Annotated in this window: 18 protein-coding genes; all 18 read right to left on the bottom strand. The window is 38.8% G+C overall.

Annotated elements, in window-relative coordinates; all coding sequences use genetic code 11:
* Positions 1 to 83: 83 nt before the first annotated feature.
* Positions 84 to 872 (bottom strand): YlmH family RNA-binding protein, encoded by a 789-nt coding sequence (locus AC0VXV_RS04945; RefSeq protein WP_475531403.1) that lies wholly within the window; start codon positions 870 to 872, stop codon positions 84 to 86.
* A 195-nt stretch (positions 873 to 1,067) separates the two neighbouring features.
* Positions 1,068 to 1,328: a YggT family protein gene (locus AC0VXV_RS04940; protein WP_475530582.1), complete on the bottom strand. Its 261-nt coding sequence runs from the start codon at positions 1,326 to 1,328 to the stop codon at positions 1,068 to 1,070.
* 22 nt (positions 1,329 to 1,350) lie between these two features.
* Entirely contained in the window at positions 1,351 to 1,887 is a 537-nt protein-coding gene (locus AC0VXV_RS04935) for a cell division protein SepF (protein ID WP_475530581.1), read from the bottom strand.
* Positions 1,888 to 1,898: 11 nt separating this feature from the next.
* Positions 1,899 to 2,567, bottom strand: coding sequence for a YggS family pyridoxal phosphate-dependent enzyme (locus AC0VXV_RS04930; protein WP_475530580.1), 669 nt, complete (start codon positions 2,565 to 2,567; stop codon positions 1,899 to 1,901).
* 75 nt (positions 2,568 to 2,642) lie between these two features.
* Positions 2,643 to 2,882 carry a PRC-barrel domain-containing protein gene (locus tag AC0VXV_RS04925; protein WP_079525038.1) on the bottom strand — a complete coding sequence of 80 codons (240 nt, stop codon included), beginning with the start codon at positions 2,880 to 2,882 and terminating at the stop codon, positions 2,643 to 2,645.
* A gap of 121 nt (positions 2,883 to 3,003) precedes the next feature.
* Positions 3,004 to 3,774, bottom strand: a complete 771-nt coding sequence (sigG, locus tag AC0VXV_RS04920) for an RNA polymerase sporulation sigma factor SigG (RefSeq protein WP_008403388.1) — start codon at positions 3,772 to 3,774, stop codon at positions 3,004 to 3,006.
* A 90-nt stretch (positions 3,775 to 3,864) separates the two neighbouring features.
* Positions 3,865 to 4,575, bottom strand: a complete 711-nt coding sequence (sigE, locus tag AC0VXV_RS04915; protein ID WP_079525036.1) for an RNA polymerase sporulation sigma factor SigE — start codon at positions 4,573 to 4,575, stop codon at positions 3,865 to 3,867.
* 13 nt (positions 4,576 to 4,588) lie between these two features.
* The gene (locus AC0VXV_RS04910; protein ID WP_079525034.1) at positions 4,589 to 5,410 is read right to left on the bottom strand and encodes a sigma-E processing peptidase SpoIIGA; all 822 of its coding nucleotides are present in this window, start codon (positions 5,408 to 5,410) and stop codon (positions 4,589 to 4,591) included.
* A 318-nt stretch (positions 5,411 to 5,728) separates the two neighbouring features.
* Complete coding sequence (ftsZ, locus tag AC0VXV_RS04905) at positions 5,729 to 6,892, bottom strand: cell division protein FtsZ (RefSeq protein ID WP_475530579.1); 1,164 nt, start codon at positions 6,890 to 6,892, stop codon at positions 5,729 to 5,731.
* Between the two features lie 40 nt (positions 6,893 to 6,932).
* Positions 6,933 to 8,228, bottom strand: a complete 1,296-nt coding sequence (ftsA, locus tag AC0VXV_RS04900; protein WP_475530578.1) for a cell division protein FtsA — start codon at positions 8,226 to 8,228, stop codon at positions 6,933 to 6,935.
* Positions 8,229 to 8,330: 102 nt separating this feature from the next.
* Complete coding sequence (locus tag AC0VXV_RS04895) at positions 8,331 to 8,696, bottom strand: small basic family protein (RefSeq protein WP_008403393.1); 366 nt, start codon at positions 8,694 to 8,696, stop codon at positions 8,331 to 8,333.
* A gap of 14 nt (positions 8,697 to 8,710) precedes the next feature.
* Positions 8,711 to 9,421 carry a DUF881 domain-containing protein gene (locus AC0VXV_RS04890; protein ID WP_475530577.1) on the bottom strand — a complete coding sequence of 237 codons (711 nt, stop codon included), beginning with the start codon at positions 9,419 to 9,421 and terminating at the stop codon, positions 8,711 to 8,713.
* Between the two features lie 20 nt (positions 9,422 to 9,441).
* Positions 9,442 to 10,182 carry a DUF881 domain-containing protein gene (locus AC0VXV_RS04885; RefSeq protein WP_475530576.1) on the bottom strand — a complete coding sequence of 247 codons (741 nt, stop codon included), beginning with the start codon at positions 10,180 to 10,182 and terminating at the stop codon, positions 9,442 to 9,444.
* Entirely contained in the window at positions 10,163 to 11,029 is an 867-nt protein-coding gene (locus tag AC0VXV_RS04880) for a cell division protein FtsQ/DivIB (protein WP_475530575.1), read from the bottom strand. Before AC0VXV_RS04880 ends, AC0VXV_RS04885 begins: the two co-directional genes overlap by 20 nt.
* A gap of 5 nt (positions 11,030 to 11,034) precedes the next feature.
* The gene (locus AC0VXV_RS04875; protein ID WP_350481522.1) at positions 11,035 to 12,093 is read right to left on the bottom strand and encodes an FtsW/RodA/SpoVE family cell cycle protein; all 1,059 of its coding nucleotides are present in this window, start codon (positions 12,091 to 12,093) and stop codon (positions 11,035 to 11,037) included.
* A gap of 42 nt (positions 12,094 to 12,135) precedes the next feature.
* The gene (gene murD / locus AC0VXV_RS04870) at positions 12,136 to 13,488 is read right to left on the bottom strand and encodes a UDP-N-acetylmuramoyl-L-alanine--D-glutamate ligase (protein WP_475530574.1); all 1,353 of its coding nucleotides are present in this window, start codon (positions 13,486 to 13,488) and stop codon (positions 12,136 to 12,138) included.
* Positions 13,485 to 14,459 carry a phospho-N-acetylmuramoyl-pentapeptide-transferase gene (gene mraY, locus AC0VXV_RS04865; protein WP_339175453.1) on the bottom strand — a complete coding sequence of 325 codons (975 nt, stop codon included), beginning with the start codon at positions 14,457 to 14,459 and terminating at the stop codon, positions 13,485 to 13,487. Before mraY ends, murD begins: the two co-directional genes overlap by 4 nt.
* A 141-nt stretch (positions 14,460 to 14,600) precedes the next feature.
* Positions 14,601 to 16,517 carry a penicillin-binding transpeptidase domain-containing protein gene (locus tag AC0VXV_RS04860; RefSeq protein ID WP_475530573.1) on the bottom strand — a complete coding sequence of 639 codons (1,917 nt, stop codon included), beginning with the start codon at positions 16,515 to 16,517 and terminating at the stop codon, positions 14,601 to 14,603.
* Positions 16,518 to 16,528 lie beyond the last annotated feature (11 nt).

Raw genomic sequence — 16,528 nt, 5'->3', positions numbered from 1 at the left:
TCCTTTTTTACGTACATTCTTACAAGTATTATAAACGTTTCTTTAGGGAATAACATCATGTTTTCCTAAAAAACGGTTGAAAATTATACTTTTTGCTCTAAACGTCCTACTTGTAATCGAATCTTATCTTTTTTTGTCCGTCCTTCTGTCAGGATGACTTTTAACCGTCCATATCCTCGCGCTGAAATAATGTCGCCTTCCTGCAATTCGAAAGCCACAGCTTCCCTGACAGTCCAGTTAACTTTTACTTTTCCGGCATTGATCAGGCTTTGTGATTTTTGACGGGAGATATTAACGATTGTTGCTAAAACCACATCAAGACGCATGGAAGAAACCGTATGCGAGCTTTCGACCCATTGCTCCTCGTTTTGGATATACGGTGTAGTCGCATCCATTTGCTCAGCACTTACTTTCACTTTGCCTATACTCGTTAAATGCGCACGCACGTAATCCGCGATTTCCGATGCGATTGCAAATTGAACCGTATTATCGGCAAGTCGAATATCCCCAAACTTGCTGCGATCAAGTCCGATTGATAATAAGGCACCTAAAACATCAGGATGGCGCAGCTGGACAAATTTTGTCGGGTAATTCAGTGAGTACACAGCAATTTGAAAATCGGTTTCTGCCGGCTCGTAATACGAAGGGGCAATCAGCATTCGTTTACGTTCCGCTTCTTCAAATACCCCTTCTGTGAATACACGGAGATCATCTGATTGCTGAACAATGGACTCTACGATAAAACGCTGTCTCGGATCTAAAAAATCAGTCAATTTTGGAGCATAGCGATCTTCTACTTCACGCTGCCATCCAATAACTTGCTCAATGAAAGGTTGTTCATCTTTACGAAAATGTTGGATCAAATGCTCCATCATAATTCCTACTTTCTTTTAAACTGTGTTACTAACTTTTCCACTTTCTGATTAAATTAAACTTTTATTTTATGTATAGGGCATTCAGCCATTTCAGAACCTTTTTCCAGTTGAATGTTGGCCCCGCTTCATTCCGATAACCGCGAAACAACCGGAAATAAAGAAAACTCCTACCATGGCAGGAGTTCAATCAGATTATAAGAAAAATGCTAGGACGCTATAGACGCCTCGCTCGATAAATACTAACGCGAATAAACCGACAATTGGTGAAATATCAATCATACCAATTGGTGGAATAAACTTGCGGAAGAATCCTAAATACGGTTCACAAACTGTTTCAAGGAAACGACCAACAGCCGATTCTTGCAGTGCCGGAATCCAAGACATTAGTATGTACCCAATCAGCATAAAACGATATACTAGAAATGCTGTTTGTACAATTGAAAATAGAATCATGTTTTTACCTCACAAAATTTAATTACTCGAACGTTAAATTAGAAATTTCTCCTGATACTTCTACATTTTCCGGTGTACACAAGAAAATATCATTTCCAATACGCTGAATATCTCCACCTAAAGCATACACTGTTCCGCTAAGAAAATCGATTATTCGCTTCCCTTGATCTCGGTCGATGCGCTGTAAATTGACAACGGTAGCACGTTTATTTTTTAAATGTTCTGCGATATCCTGCGCCTCTGCATACACGCGTGGTTCTAACAATACTAACTTTGAATTCTTCGATGAAGACGCAGCTTGAAGACTCACAACATTATTATGATTTTGCATCACGACTTCATTACGTGGTGGTTGCTGTTGCATTTTACGCTCCTTCTTCATTCGGTTTTGAATGAGATGTGGTTGCTGCTTTTGTCCATAATCCTGGTAAAATTGCTGTGGTTCATTTTGAACTGCTTTTGGTGCTTGTTTTTGCACTGTTTGCGATTGGGCAGGAGCATAATCTTCTTCTATTTCTTCTAAATAAAAGAACTTGTCAAAAATATTTTTAATGCTCATATTAATCCTCCTTAGCCAACAAGAGCTGTTCCAATTCTAACAAATGTTGCCCCTTCTTCAACTGCAATTTCGTAGTCATTTGACATGCCCATCGATAATTCAGTACAAGGTACATTTGGAATGTTCAATTGTGACACTTCTTGTTGCAATTGTTTTAACTGTTTAAACACTTGTCTAATCATCGTTTCATCTTCAGTAAAAGGAGCCATTGTCATTAAACCTACTACTTCAATTTTTGAAAATTGCTCAAGCTGCTTTACAAAAACTAGCGCTTGTTCTTTTGTTAAGCCGTGTTTTGATTCTTCACCGGAAACATTTACTTGCAAGAAACATTTCACTCGTTTTGTTGCTCTTTTTTCAATCTCTTCTGCCAGGCTTAATCGATCAAGAGAATGTAAATAGTCAATTTGATCAATTACTTGCTTTACTTTTCTTGTCTGTAATGAACCTATATAATGCCAGGAAACAGCTGAGTCAATCGAATTCAGCTTATTTAATAAGCCTTCAGGACGGTTTTCTCCTAAATGGACAAGACCCGCTTCAATTGCCTCTTCTGTCCGGTTGACATCTACTTCTTTCGTCACAGCAATAATCTGGACTGCCTGTTCGGCATTGACACGTTGTTTTGCAATTTCTATTTGATGTTGAATCTGTTTTAAGTTTTCTATGATTTTCGTCACTTTTTTCCCAACTTTACAACAATAGTTTCTCTCATTGTATCAAGTGCTAGTTTAATTTTCAATGAATAGCGTGAACTATTCATCCGGTGATTTCACTAAGATGACATCTTTTCCGACTGTGAGTATATTACTAAAGAGGATTTTCTTAACTAACTCTTCCCCTTGAAATAAATGGTAAAACTTTTTTGGCGGGGAAATTATAAATGCCGTAATGGCACCTTCTTTTTCGTCCACTTCCGCATCTACAATATAACCGATAAATTTTCCACTTGTTGCCTCAATGATTTCCTTCTCCTGAACGGATGAAAATCGCATTCCTCCATCCTCTCTGTATCAATAATTTATTTTTACCTCTTTATAAGTATTCAAACATCGTGAAATTATGATGAAAGGGACAGCCCTACGTGTTGGACAGTCCCTCAGAATTTCTATCTATTTAACGGAAATCCCGCTTCATCAATTCTACCGCACTCTTTTCCAATCTTGATATTTGCGCTTGTGAAATACCTAAAGATTGGGCGATTTCCGTTTGAGTTTCTCCTAGGAAAAAGCGCTTTTCTATAATCATTTTTTGTCTGCTATTTAGCTTTTTCATACTTTCTTGCAGTGAAATCGAGCCTACCCAATGCTCTTCTGTCACTTTATCTTTAATTTGGTCAATCATAAAGATTGCATCGCCACCATCGGAGTAAATCGGTTCCTGCAGTGACATCGGGTCTTGAATCGCATCAAGAGCAAACAATACATCTTCTTTTTTCATCTCAATTGCCTGTGCCAATTGCTCGATTGTGGGTTCTGTTAAATGTTCCGCAATAAATTGTTCCTTCGCTTTCATCGCTTTATACGCAATATCGCGCAATGAACGAGACACACGAAGTGCATGATGGTCGCGCAGGTGTCGGCGGATCTCTCCCATAATCATCGGTACAGCATATGTTGAAAATCGAACATTATGCTTTAAATCAAAATTATCAATCGCTTTTAATAAACCAATACATCCTACTTGGAATAAATCATCTGCCTGTTCGCCACGGTAGGCATAACGGCCGACAATGCTGAGCACTAATCGTAAATTGCAAAAAACTAGCTGCTCACGAACAATCCATTCTCCTTGCTGTAATCGTATAAATAAATCTTTCATTTCATCTGGCTTCAGTACTGGTAATGTAGATGTATCCACACCACATAATTCCACTTTTGTACGCATCCAACTTCACCTTCCGAACTAGATTGTCTTTTGTCTTTGCAATCATTTTGTCCGAAATGGTCATCGCTATGCGCGCCAAATTTAACCATCTTATGCAATTGGTTCGTTCAAGAATTCACGTAAATCCATAATAATTTTTTTCTCCAATCTTGAAATATAAGATTGTGAAATACCTAAATGGTCCGCTACTTCCTTTTGCGTCATTTCTTCTTTTCCGTTTAGGCCAAAACGACATTCCATAATATATTTTTCACGAGGTGTCAGCTGATTAATGGCATTAAACATATGCTGTCGCTCAATTTTACGTTCTACATCAAGTGTTATAATATGTTCTTCTGTCCCTAATATGTCTGAAAGTAATAGTTCATTTCCGTCTGCATCCGCATTTAACGGTTCATCAAAGGAAACTTCGCCTTTCATGCGGCTCGTCTTTCGTAAATGCATCAATATTTCATTTTCGATACAGCGCGATGCATACGTCGCTAATTTAATGTTTTTGTCCAAATTAAAAGTTTCAATCGCTTTAATAAGGCCAATGGAACCGATGCTGATTAAATCCTCAATCGGCGTGCTCGTATTATCAAAACGTCTTGCAATATAAACGACTAAACGTAAATTTCTTTCAATTAACATATCTCTGGCATGCAAGTCACCATTCATAAATGCTTCGACTACGACAACTTCTTCTTCTCTAGTTAATGGAATAGGCAATGAATCATGTCCCCCTATATAGTATGTCCCTTTTTTTCTTCTAAAGTAGCTTAGTATGTTTAAAATTATCGATTGAATTTTTTTAAGCAATATCGATCCTCCCTTATGAATTCGTTAGGACAAAAACATGTGCAATCATTTGTGCATTTTGCGGAAAGCGCGCATCATTTTTCGTAAATACAACATAGTGATTTGGATACGTCTTGTTCTGAATGACAATTGTGGCACGAAAGGCCGGTACGAGTAATGTGCCTTTTTGAACCGTTGTAATAGGAACAATACGTATTCTTTTCTGTATTTCCTTTGAAAACATTGTCAGTGAGTAAGGCTCCTGCTCATTCCATTTGAGCAGGCATTCACTAAATTCATCCGGCAACATCGATTGAACTGATTTAAACGAAATAAAATGGACCGGTGCCTGACTTAAAGGTTCAGTGCATTCATTTCCCGTATCGATATATGTTACGAGCTCCATTTGTTGTTCGAACAGTTCTACTTTGCTTGTCGTTACATATCGACTTTGTGCAACATTCTGCAATTTTTGAAACCAGCCTTGTTTCATCACTGTCAAACTAATACATACTATGCCGAAACATAAAAAAATATAAACGAAAAACGGAGATGCAAGCAAAAATGGTTGTAATGCTGTTATTAATCCACCTGCGAGCAAAGTAGCGACAACAATCCACTTCCCTTGCTCGTAAAATATTTTCCATTTAAATGAAAAGGCAATGCCTAATAGTACGATGAAACTTACAAGCAACATAAATATGTTTCCCATAAATAACACAGCGATCAGCGCACTACAAAAGGCCCCTAATAGTAATCTCCAAATTGGAATGATGGTATATGTTATGGTTGCGGTAAATTTTAGTAGTACGAGATTCATTAAAAAATTCATTAAAAGAATCCACTCTGCATACATGTATTGTCCTCCTGTAAATAAGATTATCAAACCCCCTCAGAGTATTTTGTCTAACTGTTGCATAAATCTGGAAGAATCGTATGACATATTGTTACGACATTCAAATCCAATCGACAAAAAGTTGGTAGCAGGAAAGTTAAAGAATCATAGGGGCAAAGGAGGAGGTTTTAATGTGATGGTGTGAATCTGTTATTCTACTTTTCCTTGCCTATACATGCATAGGCAGGCTACTTTTCATAACATCTTTTAAACTAAAAAAAACGATTATTCACATATAGATGTAAATAATCGTTTTTCATACTATGAAAGTTTGTATTATTAGCGATTACGACGATTGCGTAAAAATGTCGGAATATCCAATGCATCGTCTTGCTGATAGTTTGTTTGTTGTGTTTGACGTGGCGCTTCTTGCTGCACTGGATCTTGCTGGCGTACAGGCTGCTGTTGTTGCGGTTGAGTTGTGCTTGTTGCAGCTTGTTGACGAGCACCGATTGACGGACGCACAGGCTGCGGCTTTTGAATAATAAAGTCATCAGAGAATCCTGTTGCAATTACCGTTACGATAATTTCATCGTTTAGGTTATCATTAATTACAGAACCGAAGATCATATTTACTTCTTCATCTGAAGCGAGCTGTACAATATCGGCAGCTTCCTGAACTTCAAATAAACTTAAGTTCGTTCCGCCTGTAATATTCATAATAACACCTTTTGCACCATCGATTGATGTTTCAAGTAATGGAGAAGAAATTGCTTTCTTAGCGGCTTCTACTGCACGGTTTTCACCAGCAGCAATCCCGATACCCATTAATGCCGAACCTTTATCGGACATAATTGTTTTTACATCGGCAAAGTCCAGGTTAATTAAACCAGGTGTTGCGATTAAGTCTGAAATACCTTGTACACCTTGACGTAATACATTGTCCGCTTCACGGAACGCTTCCAGCATTGGAGTTGATTTATCAACAATTTGCAGTAATTTATCGTTTGGAATTACGATTAATGTATCGACTGCTTCTTTCATTGAAGTAATACCGCCGATTGCCTGAGTTTGGCGTTTACGGCCTTCAAATGTAAACGGACGTGTTACAACACCTACTGTCAATGCACCTAAATCACGTGCGATTGATGCGATTACCGGTGCTGCACCCGTACCAGTACCACCGCCCATACCGGCAGTTACGAATACCATATCGGCACCACGTAATACTTCTTCCAATTGTTCGCGGCTTTCCTCAGCAGCTTTTTTTCCTACTTCTGGGTTTGCCCCTGCACCTAGTCCACGTGTTAATTTACCGCCAATTTGTAGTTTATATTCAGCTTTTGACAGATTTAAAGCTTGTGCATCTGTATTTACAGCGATAAAGTCTACACCTTGTACACCATGTTCAATCATGCGGTTTACGGCATTGTTACCGCCTCCGCCAACGCCGATTACTTTAATAACGGCTAATTGTTCAACATCCGTTTCAAATTCTAACATACTCTTCTCCTCCTAATTGTTCACGTCATTCATTTTCGTATTAATCGAAAAATTTGTTTAATAAGTTTTTCGCGCGATCAATTACACTTACTTTATTTGCGCTATCTACTCTCTCCGGCACATTTGATTGTTTTTTAGAAGGAGTTGGTTGAGTAGGATAAGGTGCTGCATATGAAGAAGCTGGTACCGGCTCGCTTCTTCCGTAAAATTCGTCTTCTGCATGTGCATAACGAATTAAACCTACTGACGTTGTAAAGGCCGGTTCACGTACACCGATGTAATCAGGTGTATAAATGCGAACTCGCGTTAACATTACTTGTCGCGCCAGTTGAGCAATTCCTTCAAGCTGTGCTACCCCGCCAGAAATGACAACACCACCCGGTAAATCCTGTACCCCCATACGTGCTAATTCATCCAATACTAATTCAAATAACTCTTCTAAACGTACTCCGATAATTTCTGAGATGAAACGTTGACTGTATTGATCCGTTGTATCAGTACCAACAACAGGAACATCAAACGTTTGTTCATCGGAAGCATCATCGTAAAAGGCATGTCCATACTGCTTTTTGATTTTTTCGGCTTGTTCTGTCGGTGTTTTTAATACAATCGATAGATCTTTCGTAATATGATCTCCGCCTACCGCGATAACAGCTGTATTTGTCAGCAGTCCGTCTTGGAATACCGCAACAGTTGTCGATCCGCCGCCTAAATCGATATAAGCAGTTCCTTGATTTTTCTCATCTTCCGTCAGCGCAAAATTTCCTGCTGCTAATGGTTGTAGATAAATTTCGCGAATTTGCAAGCCTGCACGTTCTACACATCTTAAAACATTATGTACAAGCGTCTTGGATGTCGTAATCATTGTCGCATCCATCTCTAAACGAATGCCAATCATACCCCGCGGGTCTTTAATCTCATCTAGGTTGTCTACGATAAATTGTTTAGGAATCAAATTTACTAACTCTCGCTCTGGTGGAATCGACATTACCTGTGCAGAGTCTATTACTCTAGCTAAATCATCGTCCGTGATTTCCCGGTCTTCACCGTTTACCGCTACAACCCCTTTAACAGGCTGTAATGCTGTCTGGTTTGCAGGAACTCCAAGCACCACTTCTTCTATATTAATACCAGTCATTCGCTCTGCTTGATCTACAGCTTTTTTAATGGACTGTACAGTTGCATCTATATCAACTATTGCACCTTTTCTTATCCCTGTTGATTTCACATGACCTACACCAATTACGTGCAATTGATCACCGTTCATTTCTCCGATCAGGACCTTTATTGAAGATGATCCAATATCGAGAGAAACATAAATTTCTTGATGATTCAACTTACTGCACCTCCTTCGATTACTCCTATAGTTCATTCTATTGTAAATTTCGTTGATTGTCTAAGTAAAACGATAAATTGTAATGATATTTTAACGTGATTGTTAAGAGTTTTCCTCCTTTTTCAATCTTCTGTTCTCATATTTTGTCAATAATAACCGACGAATGACTGCGATATTCTGAAACAGTCGAACTCCGAATGCAAAAATAGCGGCTAAATAAAGATCGACACCTATATGAACTCCGAGAAAAGCCAATCCTGCTGCTAAAATTATATTAAAGAAAAACCCGGAAATAAATACTTTATCATCGTAAACTTGCTGCAATAATGCACGGATACCGCCGACCATTGTATCGAGAGCCGCCAGTACAGCAATGGATAAATAGTTTTCATAAACAGATGGAATTTGAATATCTGTTAAAATCCCTAATACCACACCTAATATAAGACCTAAAAGTGGTAACCACATATTCGCATCCCCTTCTACTTTTCTGATAAATACTTAATTCTTTGTACAGGTGCAATTGAATCAATTTGTATCTTCTGCTCTGCTTCATGAATCGTCAATACTAGATTATCAATATAAAACTCATCCTGGAACGTAGAAGCCAGCAAATGATTTTTCATTTTCTCGGCTTGCTCATACGTAAGTGTAATGATGTTTATTTCAATATTCGTATTTTGAATCGGCTCACTATTGATCGTTGTTTTCCCATTAATATCGCGAATGGCCGAATTGTAGCTTAAACGTTTGCCATCCACTTCAATTGCCCGGGCATTATATCGATTTAAATCATTTATAAGGCGAATTAACAGTTCAGGCGATACAGGCTTTATTTCATAGCCTAAGCCCACTAATTCAGGTGAAGGGCCAACTGATAACGTTAACCCCGGTCCTTCAACCGGCAAAATTCCTGCACGTTCTTTAAGTTGGTCAACAGTTTGCTGCAATAGTACTTCCGGATTATCAAACTCTGCATCCTCGTATTTATTTACAGTTTCGGTTAATTCGCTTATTGCGGTCAGCAGTTCGGAATGCTGCTCCTGTTCCGCAAATAATTGCTGGCGAATTTCCCAAATATCGACTGTAGTTCTTTCGGTCGGATTTTGAACTGTGTTGTACTGCACTGCGAGCATAAAGCCGATGATGAACGAGATAATTGTAATATTACGGTACATTTTTTTCGTCATCATTTTCCCTCCGATTTTATGCCTTATTCATCGCTGACTGTTTGCATTTCTATTAGGTCGTCTGTTTCCAAAGTAACGACAATTTGTTCATTTAATAATTGGTCAAATACTCCCCCTGCCAATTCTAAGGAAGAAATAAGTACATCCTGATTACCAACTGCCTCAATTACAAATGGTGCTGGGTACTGTTGCCCATCAATTGTAATGACCGGACCATTGCAGGCAATGTAAGAATTCGGTTTCAAACGTTGTCCGTTAATAGAAATTGCCTCGGCACCTGCAATTTTTAATTCATTTAATACTTTAAATATGTGACTTTCGTGCACAATATACTCATTCGGGTTGGTAGTATCTGGATTATAATCCCCGTCTTGCAGTGTTATTTTGATCCCTTGTCCCATTCCATCTGTTAGTCCTAATAATAGTCGCAATTGCTCAGCATCTTGCCGATTCTGCTCATATTGCGTTTCGTTCGAAGAAAACTGCTTTTCATATGTTCGAATTTTCTCCTCTAATTGGGCCAACTCACCTGCAAGCTCTTTGTTTCTTTCCTGTTTTTCAATCAAATCTTCCATGTACTGATTTTCCTGCTCAAACTGGGGAGAGGCAGAACTTAATGTACGCTTGTCCTTTGATAAATTATAGGAAAAACCGATAATAAATCCTGTAATCACGCATACAATTAATATAGCGCCATACTTTTTTGAAAATAATGCAGATTTTTTCTTCGGCTGCCTGCTGTTATCATTCTGGCTCTTCTTCATTTTGTTCTTCCAGTTGCCCCCCTTCATCAGTTTCCGCATTTTCTGTTTCATCTGTAGTTTCTTCAACTTTTTCAGTGTCTTCTTTTATTAATGAATATTCTCCTGAAAAAGGTCGGTAATATGAACCAACTTCAATATCTACAATCCCTTTTTCAGAAACGTCCTCGCTTTCAATTTGCGCAATAATCGATGGATAGTAATTTAACTTTTCTGCTAAAGTATTCGCATCTGCGCGTACTTCATAGCCATCATTCATGAAAAGCGTTATTGAATACGGGTCCGCCTCTGTAGGATTTGCATTAATTTGTGAAATGAGCGACAGTACTTCCGGTTTTAGATTCGCCAGTTCCTTTAACAGCTTTTTTCGAAGAGCCTCATTTTCGAAATCCCGGAAAATCGGTGCATCGATAGGAACAATTTCATTGGGTTCTTCAAAGACAATGCCATTATCAAGCATAGGGTAAAATTCCCCGTCTTGTGAGATATAGGCTACTTTTTGCCATTCCTCTATTGTAATTTGAACTTCATTCAGGAATTTTCTTTCGACATTTACGGATTTTACCCATTCATGTTTAGCAATTGCCTGCTCCACTTCCGAAATTTTAAAGCCCCATAACGAATCGTCTATTTTTAAATTTGACTGTTCGATATAGTACGTATCTTCCTTAAGGGCTGCCCCTTTAATATCAATTTTTTTTATATCACTATAAGGTAATTGAAAATAAAGAAGGATGATAATGATAAAAAGAAAAATCGTCACTAGTCCTAAAAATTTAAAATTAGTACGGCGTCTTCTGCGTTTTTTCATGGCTGGTACTCGTTCTGTAATATCGATTACTTTTTCCATTATCCCTACTCCTTCCTTCTTTCATATGAAAAATTTAAAATAAGCGCTACTGTTACCCAGACAACAACAAGCGATGTTCCGCCATAGCTTATAAATGGCAGTGTTACACCGGTTACAGGCAATAAATTAATAACTACCCCTATGTTCAGAGCTGCCTGTACAGCAATCATCGTTGTAAGTCCGCATATCGCATAAAAATGAAATACATGCTTACATTGTAATGCCAAGCGATATCCAAGAATTAAAAAGCACGCAAAAATAAGCAGCAGTCCCATTCCACCGACAAGTCCGATTTCCTCTAAAATAATCGCAAAAATAAAATCGTTCTGCGGTTCCGGTAAGTATAAATACTTTTGTCTACTTTTTAATAATCCATGTCCAAACAAGCCTGCCGGACCTATCGCAAATAAAGATTGTACAGCTTGGAAGCCGCTTCCTAACGGGTCTGCCCAAGGATTGATAAACGCTTCGATCCGTTTAAGGCGATATGGAGCTGCGATAATTAACCCGGCAAGGCCTCCTATACCTAAAGTGATGAGGACAACATATAAACGCAACGGATATTGTGCAATAAAAAGTATAATTAAAACAACTACAACTAAAATAAAGACAGCACCAAAATCAGGCTGAAGCATAATTAAGGCTGCCGGAAGAATCAATATGAGAAAATGCTTCACTTGAACAATGCGCTCATACGATTTCCGCTGTGTTAATAATGCACTAATATAAATAATTGTTGTTACTTTCGCAATTTCAGCCGGTTGGATCGTTAAAGGACCGATTCCAATCCAACTTTGCGAACCATTTCGGACAATCCCGATACCCGGAATAAGAACAGCAACAAGCAAGCCAAGCGAGATGATATAAAAAATCTTCCACACTTTCGGTTGCTGTAAAAACTCCCAGTTCATAATGGCTGCACAAATGATAAGTGCAACGATGAAATAGATTGACTGCTTCAGGTAAAACGGGGTTTGTCCATCATAGTGAACATTCCCCCAATATGTACCTGCTGAAAAAATAAAGAGTATGCCAATAAGCGACAATACAATCGCACTGATCATAAAATACTGTTGATTTTTTTGCGACAGTGTAACTATCCTTTCTTATGAAAGTTTCATAACACGATCAATAAATAAGTCGCCCCGAATTTCAAAGCTCGCATGTTGATCCCAGCTTGCACATGCCGGTGACAGTAAAATGATGTCACCTTCTTCAGACATTTTTGCTCCGTATCCCACTGCATCTTCTACATCAATTGCACGCACAATATTCGTAATGCCACATGATTTTGCAAATTCGATAAAGCGAAGTGCAGTCTCGCCGAACGCGACAACTGCCTTTACACGTGTCATTTCTTTACGAAGCTCCTCAAATGAATGCCCGCGATCTAATCCGCCGGCCAATAATACAATCGGTTGCTCAAATGCAGCCAAGGCACTTTTCGTTGCCAGTACATTTGTTGCTTTTGAATCATTGTAAATTTTACGTCCTTGCCATTCACGGACAAACTGCGTTCGGTGACGTACCCCTGCAAATGTTGATAAAACTTCTTCAATTGCTTCAACAGGACATTGCTGCAGTAGGGCTGCTGCTACAGCACATAAAATATTTTCTAAATTATGCTCGCCCGGCAATACAATATTATCACGTTTTAAGATTGCATCGCCTTGCCAATAAATGTTTTCTTTATCTGCACTGATACCTTGTTTTGCTTGACCTTTTGTCGTAAATGGAATGAGTTGAGCATTTGATTTTTGAGCATATTTCGCCACAACTTCCTGATCGGCATTATAAATGAAATAATCTTCAGCTGTTTGATTGCGTGTGACTCCAAATTTAGCTTCAGCATATTCTTCAAATGTCCCGTGGTAATCTAAATGTGCTTCATACAGATTTGTCAAAATTGCAATATGCGGTCTGAATTCACGTGTCCCCATTAACTGAAACGATGATAACTCAGTAACAATAACCTCATCTGCTTTTGCTTCTGCTGCAACACCACAAGCAACGGTTCCAATATTCCCGGCGATTAATGGTTTTAAACGGCCTACGTTAAGCATTTCGTAAAGTAAAGTTGTCGTTGTTGTTTTGCCATTCGAACCGGTAATACCGATAAATGGCGCTTCACTTACTAAATAGGCAAGTTCCATTTCTGTAATAACAGGCAGACCTTTTGTTATCGCATCGGCAACGATCGGATTTGTGTATGGAATCCCGGGGTTTTTTACGACAAGCTCAAAACCTTCATCAAGCAAATCTTCTGGATGTCGTCCACAAATTACGGTAATTCCTTTTGATAAAAGCTCCTGCGCTTCAGGATTTGCATCAAATGGCTTTGCATCATTGACTGTTACAAATGCACCTAACCGATGCAAAAGCTCAGCAGCCGCAACACCACTTTTCGCCAATCCTAAAACGAGTACTTTTTTAGCTTGTAATCCTTCATATTCCATCATAATAACGCCTCCGCTAATACTGCTATAAGTGCTACGATACAACCTGTTGACCAAAATACTAGTACGACTTTCCATTCTGACCAGCCGGATAATTCAAAATGGTGGTGAATCGGACTCATTTTGAATATACGCTTTTTACGCAGTTTATAGCTTCCTACTTGTAAAATAACGGATAATGTTTCAATAACAAATACAAGACCGATTAATAGTAACAGCAATTCTTGTTTCACCAGGACCGAAATCATTGCCAATGCACCGCCAAGCGCAAGGGAACCTGTATCTCCCATAAACACTTTTGCCGGATTTGCATTAAAAATCAAAAATCCAAGTAATGCACCAGTTACAGCAAATGCAAATAATGCAATATCGGCTTGCTCGTTAAATAATGCAATGACACCGAATGCAGCAAATGCGATTGAAGCCGTTCCTGAAACGAGTCCATCCAAACCATCTGTTAAATTGACTGCATTTGAAAAACCTACTAGCCAGAAAATTAAAAACCCAACATATAGAATTCCTAAATCAATCGATAAATCTGTGTATGGAATTCCTACAGATGTATCAAATGAACCTAAACGTAATAGTAAGAATGCTGCAATCGCAATTGCAATTTGACCAATTAATTTTTGAAGGGAAGTCAATCCTAAATTACGTTTAAAAATAACTTTCAGCCCATCATCTAAAAAGCCAATTACGCCAAATCCAACTAAAACAAGTAATAATACAATCGTTTGTGTTGTAAACAAGTCGAAAATCATTGCGACTATAATTGTCGAAATAATAATGGCTAACAAGAAAATTAAACCACCCATTGTAGGTGTACCCGCTTTTTTCATATGTGATTGAGGGCCTTCTTCACGTATACTTTGCCCGAATTTTAATCGGCGTAAAAGAGGGATTCCTACTGGCGCTAAAATGACCGTTACTAAAAATGATGAAAAGAGTATGGTCAATGTTGTTGATAATGTCATAATATATCTCCTTTAAAACTTCTGTCTGAATATGGTGGAACGTTTGATTTTCAACGATTACGACCTCTAGTTATTATTGTGAAAAAACGTCCTTCACTATAATAGTTGTTTTAGTTGCATTTTGAAAGATGGAAATCCAATTTAATTTCCTAAATATAAATGAACACTACCACTTTGGAGAATAAGACTATCAGCTGACGGGACTTGCTGAATTACTTTTTCGCCTTCTCCGTGCCATTCGATTTTATAAGGATATAAGTGAGGGATTACTTCTTCTTTTGTCATTCCAATAAAGTTTGGTGTACGCTCAGTCAATTCATCGCCCCAAACGTAATCCCGTTCTATTTGATCTTTTTGCTTTTCGATATTGTACAGCGGCGCTGCATCTTCGATAATACGGCCTACAATCGGTGCAGCGATAACACTTCCGAATTGCAACGAACTTTTCGGATTGTCAATCGCAACATACACGATAATTTCCGGATCATTGGCCGGCGCAAAACCGATGAACGATACAATATAGTCTCCGTCCTTATAGCGGCCGTTTTCCACCTTTTGCGCTGTCCCTGTTTTGCCCCCAATGCGTAAGCCGTCACGAAATGCCTGGCGACCAGAACCTTTTGCAACTACAAGCTCCAATGCATGACGCACTTTTTCCGATGTCTCTTCACTGATGACCTGCGCTTTTGCTTCCGGATCTTGCTCCATAATAACTTCGTTTGTTTTGGAGTCCAGTATTTTCGAAACCGTATATGGCGTATATAATGTACCGCCATTAATTGCTGCTGAGACCGCCTGCATCTGCTGAATCGGCGTAACGGAAACACCCTGACCAAAAGAGGTCGTAGCATGCTCTACCGGACCAAATGCTTCTTTTGAAAATAATATGCCTGATGATTCACCGGCAATGTTCGAGCCCGTTTTTTTCCCGAATCCGAATTTGTGAATATACTCAAGCAACTTTGTTGAACCAACTCGTTGCCCTAGCTCTACAAATCCAGGGTTACATGAATTTTGTACAACTTCGTAAAAAGTCTGGTCTTTATGTCCTTCTCGTTTCCAACAGCGCAATCGTGCCCCCTCGACCATTGTATAGCCATGATCATGAAAATGTTCTTCCTCCATGTTGACTACACCTTCTTCAATAGCGGCACTGAGCGTAATAATTTTAAATGTGGAACCCGGTTCATAAGACATAAATACAGGAAGGTTACGGTTATATATACTTGGCTCTACTTCCGAAAATTTCATTGGATCGTATGTCGGGAATGATGCAAGCGCCAGTATTTCACCACTATTAGGATTCATGGCAATGGCCAATGCCTGATCTGCATCATATTCCAGCATTGCCTGCGATAATTCACGTTCGACAATCTTCTGAAGTCTTAAATCAATTGTCAGCTGAATTGTCGCACCGTCTTTTCCGTCTTTCCATTCATCATCTACATGCTCCAATGCATTCCCTTTTGCATCAGTAAATAACCGAATGGCTGCATCCGAACTTTTTAATAATTCATCATACTCGTATTCGATTCCTGCCAAACCTTGGTTGTCAGCACCTGTAAACCCTAGAAAGCGTGCGAGCAAATTACCGTGCGGATAAGATCTTACATAATCGACACCACTGTATAAACCCGGAATTTGGAGCTGCTGAATTTTTTCCGCTTGCTCATAAGTGATGTTTTTAGCTTCTGGAGCAATTTTTACTAGGGATACTCGTTGCTGCAGTCTTTCCAATATTTTGACTCGATCTTTATTGAGCACGTTTGCAATGGCATCTGCTGCTTGTTCTTTATCTTCGTTTTGTGAAGGCATGAAGTACAAAGTCGGGGCAAGTTTATTCGTTACAATTACTTCATTGTTTCGGTCAGTAATTTCGCCTCGCTGTGTATGAAAAGGAATTTCCCTGTCCCAGTTTTCTTTTGCCTTTGTCGAAAGCTCATCATACTGAATAATTTGAACGGATACTAATTTAACAAAAATCGCCACGCCGTATAGTACAAGTGCGATGGCGATCCATGTTAAACGTTTTTTAGATTTTGTAGTTACCCATTTCATAATATGACACC

It is taken from the genome of Solibacillus sp. iso_87, assembly GCF_056173085.1.
Note: the sequence above shows the minus strand (reverse complement) of the source record. Positions and strands in the feature narration are given on the sequence as shown.

What these genes read in the sequence shown, in the direction of transcription:
- AC0VXV_RS04860 (WP_475530573.1), bottom strand. Translation starts at nt 16,517, where the DNA reads ATGAAATGGGTAACTACAAAATCTAAAAAACGTTTAACATGGATCGCC.
- ftsZ (WP_475530579.1), bottom strand. Translation starts at nt 6,892, where the DNA reads ATGTTAGAATTTGAAACGGATGTTGAACAATTAGCCGTTATTAAAGTA.
- AC0VXV_RS04895 (WP_008403393.1), bottom strand. Translation starts at nt 8,696, where the DNA reads ATGTGGTTACCACTTTTAGGTCTTATATTAGGTGTGGTATTAGGGATT.
- AC0VXV_RS04940 (WP_475530582.1), bottom strand. Translation starts at nt 1,328, where the DNA reads ATGATTCTATTTTCAATTGTACAAACAGCATTTCTAGTATATCGTTTT.
- AC0VXV_RS04945 (WP_475531403.1), bottom strand. Translation starts at nt 872, where the DNA reads ATGGAGCATTTGATCCAACATTTTCGTAAAGATGAACAACCTTTCATT.
- AC0VXV_RS04935 (WP_475530581.1), bottom strand. Translation starts at nt 1,887, where the DNA reads ATGAGCATTAAAAATATTTTTGACAAGTTCTTTTATTTAGAAGAAATA.
- mraY (WP_339175453.1), bottom strand. Translation starts at nt 14,459, where the DNA reads ATGACATTATCAACAACATTGACCATACTCTTTTCATCATTTTTAGTA.
- AC0VXV_RS04880 (WP_475530575.1), bottom strand. Translation starts at nt 11,029, where the DNA reads ATGGAAAAAGTAATCGATATTACAGAACGAGTACCAGCCATGAAAAAA.
- AC0VXV_RS04875 (WP_350481522.1), bottom strand. Translation starts at nt 12,093, where the DNA reads ATGATCAGTGCGATTGTATTGTCGCTTATTGGCATACTCTTTATTTTT.
- AC0VXV_RS04890 (WP_475530577.1), bottom strand. Translation starts at nt 9,421, where the DNA reads ATGATGACGAAAAAAATGTACCGTAATATTACAATTATCTCGTTCATC.
- murD (WP_475530574.1), bottom strand. Translation starts at nt 13,488, where the DNA reads ATGATGGAATATGAAGGATTACAAGCTAAAAAAGTACTCGTTTTAGGA.
- AC0VXV_RS04910 (WP_079525034.1), bottom strand. Translation starts at nt 5,410, where the DNA reads ATGTATGCAGAGTGGATTCTTTTAATGAATTTTTTAATGAATCTCGTA.
- sigG (WP_008403388.1), bottom strand. Translation starts at nt 3,774, where the DNA reads ATGCGTACAAAAGTGGAATTATGTGGTGTGGATACATCTACATTACCA.
- AC0VXV_RS04925 (WP_079525038.1), bottom strand. Translation starts at nt 2,882, where the DNA reads ATGCGATTTTCATCCGTTCAGGAGAAGGAAATCATTGAGGCAACAAGT.
- AC0VXV_RS04885 (WP_475530576.1), bottom strand. Translation starts at nt 10,182, where the DNA reads ATGAAGAAGAGCCAGAATGATAACAGCAGGCAGCCGAAGAAAAAATCT.